At 56.3% G+C, this 9,668-nt stretch carries 2 protein-coding genes; both read right to left on the reverse strand.

The window, feature by feature from the left end:
* A partial coding sequence (locus CWO84_RS14975; protein ID WP_117433621.1) for a non-ribosomal peptide synthetase occupies positions 1–9,172 on the reverse strand: 9,172 nt, incomplete at its 3' end.
* On the reverse strand, positions 9,169–9,668 hold a 500-nt coding region (locus CWO84_RS14980), incomplete at its 5' end, for a phosphopantetheine-binding protein (RefSeq protein WP_240618066.1). The genes CWO84_RS14980 and CWO84_RS14975, both read right to left, overlap by 4 nt.

Raw genomic sequence — 9,668 nt, forward strand, 5'->3', positions numbered from 1 at the left:
GGTCAGTCTGACCGCTATGGCGGCTCAACAGCATCTGGTATGCCGCAAGCAATAGCATAAACAGCGTGACATTTTGTTCTTTGGCTAAAGCGCGAATACCATCAACCAAGACTTGCGGAATTTCGAAATTAAAATTAGCACCTCGATATGTCATCATCGCAGGCCGAGGATGATCGATGGGCAATTCTAATATGCTCGGCGCTCCGGCCAGTTTGTCCTGCCAGTAGGCCACTTGCCGCGCCAGTTCTTCATCAACCAACCACCGCCGTTGCCAACAGGCGAAGTCCGCATATTGAATCGCCAACTCCGGTAAAGGCGAGAACTGCTTTTGGCTAAAGGCATGGTAGAGCGCAGTAAACTCTCGCACCAATACCATTGATGACCAACCGTCGGAAACAATGTGGTGCATGGTTAGCATCAAGATATGATCCCGGCATTCGACGCTATCGGACAGCGCCAACAACGAAACACGCAGCAGCGGCCCGTTCGCCAGATCGAAAGGCTTGCCCGCTTCCTCGCGGCATATTGCTTGCCACGGCGATTGATGTTCCTGATAGCCTGTGAAATCCATTCTCTCAATGGTAAGCGACAAGCTCGGCAGAATTTTCTGCATGGGTTCGCCGTCGTCGGCCAGCGTAAACACGGTTCGTAAGGCTTCGTGGCGTCTGACAATTTCTTGGATGCTTTTCTGCAAGGCCGCTATATTCACTGGCCCACTCAGTCGTAACGCTACCGGGATGTTGTAGAACGGACTGTCTGGCTCCAGTTGATCCAAAAACCATAGGCGTTGCTGGGAAAAGGATAGCGGGATGGCGTCGGGGCGCGAGGTTAGCATAATAGCCGGAAATCTCGGTTTTGCGCTCGTGTCGATTAAACCGGCATCAACTCTTTCTGCCAATTCCGCCACATTGCCGGTTTCAAACAAGACGCGTAATGGTAAGTCAATAGCAAAACGTGCCGCTATTCGTGACACTAACTGCGTCGCCAATAGCGAATGTCCTCCCAAATCAAAGAAATCATCACCGACACCGACTTTTTCAACACCGAGGACTTCCTGCCAAATATCAGCCAGACGTTGCTCGGTTTCTGTTCTCGGAGCGATATATTGCTTAGCCAACTGCTCCGTCATATCAGGGGCAGGCAAGCGCTTCCGATCCAACTTGCCGTTGGCGCTCAACGGCATGGCTTCCAGCATCACGAAGGCGCTAGGCACCATGTAATCAGGCAAAGCCTGCCTCAGTTGCGCTTTCAAATCATCAAGGGGCAACGTGCCGAGTTGGTCTTCGACGAGATAAGCGACCAGACGCTTATCGCCCGGCTGATCTTCCCTTGCCAACACCACGGTTTCCTTGATGTCGGAATACGCCAGCAATTGCGCTTCAATCTCGCCCAGCTCTATCCTGAAACCTCTGATCTTGACCTGATGATCAATGCGCCCCAGATAGTCGATGTTGCCGTCCGTCCGGTAACGCACCAAGTCGCCGGTTTTGTACATCCGGCTTCCGACCTGGCCATAAGGGTCGGGAATGAACTTGTCGGCGGTCAAGCCTGGCCGATTCAGATACCCGCGCCCCAAACCGATGCCGGCAATATGCAGTTCGCCTGGCGTACCGACGGGTACCGGATTGAGATTTCTGTCCAGGATGTACAGACTGATATTGGCAATCGGCTTGCCGATAGGAATCGCGGTTTCCTGGCAATCGACCGGGCAGGCCCAGTAGCTGACATCGACCGAGGCTTCGGTCGGGCCGTACAGGTTGTGCAGGCCGGCCGGCGATTTTTGCTGGAAGCGTTGCACCAGATCGGCCGGCAGGGCTTCCCCGCTGCAGATCACCCGTTTCAAGCTTGTGCACTGTTCTACGTCCGGCGTATCGACGAAGGCTTGCAGCATCGACGGCACGAAGTGGATGGTGGTGATATTTTCGCGGCGTATCAGTTCGATCAGGCCCTGGCTGTCTTTGTGCAGTTCCGGTTTGGCTACCACCAATCGAGCGCCGCTCATCAACGGCCAGAAGAATTCCCAGACCGAGACGTCGAAGCTGTAGGGGGTTTTCTGCAGCACGCTGTCGCCGCCGTCCAGTCGGTATTCCGCCTGCATCCATTGCAGCCGGTTCAAGATGCCTCGATGCGGTACGCCGGCGCCTTTGGGTTGGCCGGTGGAACCGGAGGTATAGATGCAGTAGGCTAGATTCTCGGGCCGCAAGGCCACATGCGGATTGGCGGCAGAATAGTTTTCGAGTTGCGTCCAGTCTCCGTCCAACCGAAATACTCGCGCGGAACCGAAATGACGACCGGCGAATTTGCTCTGGGTCAGCACCACCGGCGGCGCGATGTCGCTCAGCATGAATGTCAACCGCTCCTCGGGATACTGCGGATCGAGCGGCAGATATGCCCCACCGGCCTTCAATATCCCCAACAGGCCAATCACCATTTCCAAGGAGCGTTCGATGCAGATGCCCACCAGCACATCCGGGCCGACGCCTTGGGCGATCAGATAATGCGCCAGTTGATTGGCTTGGGCGTTCAGCTCAGCATAGCTCAAGCTTTGGTCTTCGAACGTCAACGCAATAGCATCGGGGGTTTGTTCGGCTTGGGCTTCGAACAGCTGGTGGATGCAGCGATCTTGGGGATAACCCACCAGCACATCCGGGCCGACGCCTTGGGCGATCAGATAATGCGCCAGTTGATTGGCTTGGGCGTTCAGCTCAGCATAGCTCAAGCTTTGGTCTTCGAACGTCAACGCAATAGCATCGGGGGTTTGTTCGGCTTGGGCTTCGAACAGCTGGTGGATGCAGCGATCTTGGGGATATGCCACTTCGGTGGCGTTCCACTCGTGGAGAACTTGCCGACGCTCGGCCTCGGTCAGCGTCGGCAAGTGACCCAGTTTGGCTTGCGGCTGTTCGGCAAACCCGTTCAGCAGTTGTTGCAGATGCGTCAACATCCTCTCGACACGGCCTTCGGTAAAGCGGCTGACGTCGTGATTGATCTCCAGCAGCAGCTGTTGGCCGGGGAACACCGTCAGCGTCAAGGGATAGTTGGTGGGGTCGTTGCCGACGACTTCGTCGATTTTGAGCGGGCCGCCGATCTCCATCAGGGCCTGGTCGAGCGGATAGTTTTCGAACACCAGCAGGCTGTCGAACAGATTTTGACCTCGGCCAATGTCCGAGCCGTTCTGGATTTGCAACAGCGGGGCGTATTCGTAGCGGCGCATCTCCTGATTTTGTTCGAACAAGTCCCGCAGCCAGTCGTCGATTTGATTTTCCGGCTTGATTCTGACTCGCATCGGCAGCGTATTGATGAACAGGCCGACTTGTTCTTCGATGCCGGTCAGTTCCGCCGGCCGGCCAGAGACGGTGATGCCGAACACCACGTCTTCGCTGCCGCTGTAGTGGCTGAGCAGCAATCCCCAGGCGGCTTGCGCCAAGGTGTTGAGGGTCAGTTGCCGCTGTTTGACGAAGCTTTGCAGACATTGGGTTTCGGCTTCGCTGAGCAGCAGGCTTTGTTTTTGAACTTTGCCCGCCAGACGATGGCCGCCGGGGGCCAGGTCGGTGCCCAATACGGTCGCGGCTTCGAAGCCCGCCAGGCTTTGCCGCCAGTAGCTTTCGGCGGCGTCTCCATCCTGGCGTTGCAGCCAGGCGATGTAGTCGCGATAGGGTTTGACGGCCGGTAGGTTCGGTCTTTCGCCGCGCTGCAATGCATGGTAAATCGCGAAGACTTCCTTGATCAGCAATGGCATGCTCCAGCCATCCAACAGGACGTGGTGGTAGCTCCACAGCAGGTAGTGCTGTTCGTCGGTACCAGTTGCCAAGGCGAGACGCATCAACGGCGCGCGGCTAAAATCGAAGCCTTGCGCGTGATCGATGGCTTGCAGTGTTTGCCATTGTTGTTGGCGTTCAGCTTCTGTTAGGTGCCGCCAATCATGCTCACTGATCGGCAATCTCGCCTGTTTGTCGACGATTTGCAGCGGTTGCTCCAAGCCCTGAACCTGGAAACGGGTACGCAGGATGGCGTGACGTTCCAATAGTTGTTGCCAGGCCTGCTGGAAGACAACGGCATCGAATTTGCCGGTCAGCCGGCAAGCCAGTTGAATGCGGTAGACGTTGGAGTTGGGCTCGTACAGGCTGTGGAACATCAGGCCGTGTTGCAGCGGCGCCAGGGGGTATAGGTCGTCGATCTGCCGCGGCGGCAGGTTCAGAGCACCTAATTGGCTTTGCGTTAGCGCCGCCAGCGGGAAGTCGGATGGCGTGTAGCCGCCATTGCCGGCTTGCGTACAGTGGGCAATCAAGGTTTGCAGCTGTTGCAGGTAGTTGCCGGCTAGGGTTTCCAGCGTGGCACGGCGGTAGCGCTCGCGGCTGTAGCGCCAGCTCAGTCGCAAGCAGCCGTCCTGGATGCTGCTAACCACGTCCAGTTCGTGAGCGCGTTCGCCGGCCGGATCGTAGCAGGAGCCGACGCCGTCGGCGCTGACCTGAAACAAGGCGTCACCGGCCAATGCGGTGTCGAGTTGCCCCAGGTAGTTGAAGATGATACGCGCCGGTGGTATACCGGCCAGGGTTTGCCTAAGTTCTGCATCATCCGACAGGTAGCGTAGCAGGCCGTAGCCGATACCGTGAGCCGGGACCGCACGGCTTTGTTCCTTGATGCTTTTCAGGCTTTGCGCCAAGTCGTCGCCACTGTCGATCGTCAACAGCAAGGGGTATACGTTGGTAAACCAACCGACCGTGCGCGAGACATCCAGATCGTCTGCCAGATGTTCACGACCATGACCTTCGCGGTCGATCAGCAATGTGGTTGTTGAAACGGCCCCTATACCACCATTGTCATTGGCGCTGATCCAACCGCGCAGCGTCAGCGCCAACGCGGTCAACAACACTTCGTCGATTTGGGTGCGGTAGGCGGCCGGCACTTCTTGCAGCAAGGCGCGAGTTTGCTCGGCATTTAACGCGACGACGACCGCCTCTTCCAGCTCCACCCGGTTAGCGCCGGCCGGTTCATCGACCGGCAGCGTTTGTGCCTGTTTGCGGCGCGGATCCCGCCAGTAGCCGGTGTCCAAGGCTAATTCGCCGCTCCGTGCCAATGCTTGCAGGCGTTCGGCCCAGTATTGGAAGGCGGTGGTTTTGGCGAGCAGTTGTATACATTCTCCCGCCAATTTTTGTCGGCAGGCCAGATTCAGATCTTCCAGCAGGATGCGCCAGGAGACGCCATCCACCACCAAGTGATGAATGGCGATCAGGATTTGACTGCCACCGTCGCCCATGTCGAACCACACGGCGCGCAGCAACGGCCCTTGGCTCAGGTCGAGCGAGGCCTGGCATGCGCCGGCTTTCGCCTGTAACCGTTCGCTGCGTTGTTCGGCGGCAACGGCGGACAAATCGCAGTATTCGAGGATATTGTGCGTTTCCTCGGCCAAGTTGGTTTGCAACCACTGACCCGGTTGTTCCGTAAAGCGCATCCGCAGGGCATCGTGCTGGATCAGCAGTTTGTGCAGCGCGGCTTCGAACACCGCCGGCGTCAGATCGGGCTTGATGCTCAGCATCAAGGCTTGGTTCCAGTGCTGCGGCTTGCTTAGGTTCCGCTCGAAGAACCAATGCTGGATCGGCGTCAACGGCAGCTCGCCCGTGACTAATCCTTGCTCGGCGACGGCACGGCTAGCGGTCTCGGCAACCGCCGCCAGTTCGGCGATGGTCTGTTGTTGGAACAGTTGTTTGGGGGTGACGACGATGCCGGCTTGCCGGGCGCGGCTGACCACTTGGATGCTGAGGATGGAGTCGCCGCCCAGTTCGAAGAAGTTGTCGTGGCGACCGATGCGTTCGACGGCCAACAGTTGTTGCCAGATTTGGATCAACGCCGCCTCGACCGGCGTTTGCGGCGCAGCGTATTCGGCGTTCGATAATCCGCTCCAGTCCGGGGCTGGCAGTTTCTTCCTGTCCAGTTTGCCGTTGGCGCTGATCGGCATGGCATCCAGAATCACGAAGGCGCTAGGCACCATATAATCCGGCAGAGTCTGTTTCAGTCGGACTTTTAAGTTGTCCAATACGGCCGCGTCTTGGCCGGCGGCCGGCTCGCTGAACACTAGATAGGCGACCAGTTTTTTGTCGCCCGGCTGATCTTCCCGCGCCAACACCACGGCTTCTTTAACGTTGGGCTGGTCCAGCAGTTGCGCTTCGATTTCGCCCAGCTCGATGCGGAAGCCGCGGATTTTAACCTGGTGGTCGATGCGACCCAGAAACTCGATGGCACCGTCGGTGCGGTAGCGGGCCAGGTCGCCGGTTTTGTAGAGTCTGCCGCCATCGGCCCGGAACGGGTCGGGGATGAAACGTTCGGCGGTCAATTCCGGACGCCACAAATAGCCGCGCACGATACCGGCGCCACCGATGTAGAGTTCGCCGGCCACGCCGACCGGCAGAGGTTGGCCGAATTGATCCAGAATGTACAAGCGGACGTTGCCGATCGGCCGGCCGATGGATAGAGGCCGGTCGAGATCATCCAAACTCGCTTGATAGATGCTGCTCCACACGGTGGCTTCGGTCGGGCCGTATTCGTTGTAGAGTTTGGTTTGCGGCAAGATGTCGAAATGGCGCTTGACGACGTCGGTCGCGCAGGCTTCGCCGGCGACGATGGCGGCCTTCAGGCTGTGCAGTTTTTCCGGTGCTTGTGCCAGCAGCAAGGCGTACAGCGACGGCAGGGCCAGCAAGTGTGAAACTTGGCGGCGTTCGATCAGGGCCGCCAGTTCGGCCGGGTCCTTGCCGGCCTCGCCGGCCGGCAGGCACAGACAACCGCCCTGCCCCAGCGTCCAGAAGATGCCGGCCACTGAGCTGTCGAAGGCGAACGACGACAGGAGCAGGTAGGCCTTAACCGGGTCGGAATAATGAGCGAAACGGGCTGCAGTCGAATGCACCGCATTGCGATGCGTCACCGCCACACCCTTGGGTTGGCCGGTCGAACCGGAGGTATAGATGATATAGGCCAGATCCAGCGGGTGGTTGCGCGGTTCGGGGTTATGACTTGGACTGGCGGCGATGACCGACCAATCGCTGTCAAGGCATAGCGTTGTTAATACCACCCTGCCCCGGCCAACAACGCCGTCCGTAGGGTACGCACCTCGTACCTGTTCGGCGCCAAAACCGGATTCAGCCAAGGTACGCGGTGCGTACCCTACGCCGCTATCATTTCCCGCCAACATCTCCGTCAAGCCTTGCCGGGTCAGCAGCAGCTCGACGCCGGCGTCGGCCAACATATAACGCAGCCGTTCCTCGGGATAATGGGGGTCGAGCGGCACGTAAGCGCTGCCGGCTTTCAGGATGCCGAGCAGGCCGACCACCATCTCCGGCGACCTTTCGATGCAGATGCCCACCAGCACGTCCGGGCCGACGCCTTGGGCTATCAGGTAATGCGCCAACTGGTTGGCTTTGGCGTTCAGTTCGGCGTAGCTCAAGCACTGATCTTCGGACGTCAATGCAATGGCATTAGGAGTTTGTTCGACCTGGGCTTCGAACAGCTGGTGGATGCAGCGATCTTGGGGATAAGCCACTTCGGTGGCGTTCCACTCGTGGAGAACTTGCCGACGTTCAGCTAGAGTAAGAATAGTAACTGATCGCAAAGATTGCTCTGGATTTTGCATCAACGTATCGGTCAATGCTTCAATTGCTGTAAGCACATAGTCGGTAATCCGCCCAGGCTCCACACCGCTAACACATTGTGCAGTCAAACCGAAACCATTACCGAAATCGTCGACCGATAAGGTAATCGGGTAGTTGCTGCGTTCTTCGCCACCAATCAATATACGCATGCCATCCCAAACACCATCGCTAGTCGATGTGTCAGGTTGTAAACTATGTCGATAGTTCAACAACGTCGTAAACAACGGCGTAGTTCCCGTTACTCCACTGCATCGCTGAGCAAGTGGAAGTGGTGCCTGCTCGTGGGTCAACAGATCGATTAAATTTCGATAAGTGTCGGCAACCATTTGCCTCACACTATTGCTACCGGCATTAATACGAATCGGCAAAGTATTAATAAACATACCCAAGGCGCTATCTGCACCAGCCGAGCCTTGTAATCGACCGGTCAGCACGGTACCGAACACCACATCATCGCGACCGCAGCATTGCGCTACGACTCGCGCCCAAACCAGATGAAACAAAACGGCTGCACTCACACCAGATTGCCGACATACTCCTTTAATTTTTTCGGCCAAGGTATCAGGCAACCTTACACTGACTTCGTGAATTTCGTTAACACTCTTAATGTCAATCAAACCAAACGGCGCAGTGGGTTCGGTAATATCGGCCAATTGTTTACGAAAATACGCCTCATGTGCTTCCGTCGAAATCGAGCGTAACTGCGCAATAAAATTGCGGTAAGGCAGAGCTGGTGATAACTCGCTGCCTCGATTTTGAAGCAGTAAGTGAATCTCGGCAATGATGAATTCCAAGCTAATATGATCGCAAACGATGTGGTGGCTCAGCAGCCCCAATAAACATTCGCCCGACTGCTGATCGACAATGACATACGCCGCCAACAACGGTGCTTCCTGCAAATTCAAACGCAGTCGATGAGGATCGGTAAAGTCCAGTAATTGCTGCAAAGCTTCACCGTCTTCTCGCAAACTGAGTTGTTCGACCCGCAATGGAGCTTGCCTGAGTACCACTTGCACCGGTTGCAGCAAGTCTTGCCAGAACATCGCGCTACGTAAAATATCGTGTCGATCAATCACACTCTGCAAGGCGTCGAGAAATTGATCCAAAAAATCACGGTTCTCGAAGGAAAGCACTGTACGCAGCAAATAGGTATCACCTTGTGTATCGAGTAGATGATGGAACAATATGCCTTCTTGCAGCGGTGCCAGCGGATAAATATCCTGAATATTCGTGGCACCTTGTGGAACTTGCTCGACGATGCTATCGATTTGCTGCTGAGACAAGTCGATTAGCGTCAACATGTCCGGGGTGATTTTTAACGGAGGCAAATCGTCAAACATCGATGACGCCCAAGACCCATCCCCGCCTCGACTGCCTTCCAACGCTGCCAGCAAATCCAATTTATGCTGGCGCAGTAGCGCAATCGTATCGGCATCCATCACACCTTGCGGAGCTCGTATCACCAACTCGCCATCCTCGGCCGCGACACTGATATTTTTATCCTTTATACGGGCGAACACCTGTTCCAAACTCATATTCTAAACTCCTCGGTTACCGTGTTATTGCCTTGTTCAAGCCGCGAATTAATCAGGTTTGGCGGTATATCAATATTGGAGACTAGAATCTGTTTGTCGACAACAGTCTGAGCCATCGCCGATATCGTGGGCGAAGTAAACACCGTGCGCACATCAGCGAAAAGATCACGTTCTCGCAAACGTTGAATCAGTGTAATTGCCTGCAACGAATGACCGCCCATCTCAAAAAAATGATCGTGACGGCCTATGGGCCCGAAGCCAAACAATTCCTGCCAAACATCAGCAATGGCGATTTCAATCTCACCTTGAGGTTCTTCATATTCGCGCTTAAGCATTATCCCGTTATCGGGTCTCGGCAAGCGCTTCCGATCCAACTTGCCGTTGGCGCTCAACGGCATGGCTTCCAGCATCACGAAGGCGCTAGGCACCATGTAATCAGGCAAAGCCTGCCTCAGTTGCGCTTTCAAATCATCAAGGGGCAACGTGCCGAGTTGGT

It is taken from the genome of Methylomonas sp. Kb3, from assembly GCF_002834115.1.
Lineage (GTDB): Bacteria > Pseudomonadota > Gammaproteobacteria > Methylococcales > Methylomonadaceae > Methylomonas > Methylomonas defluvii.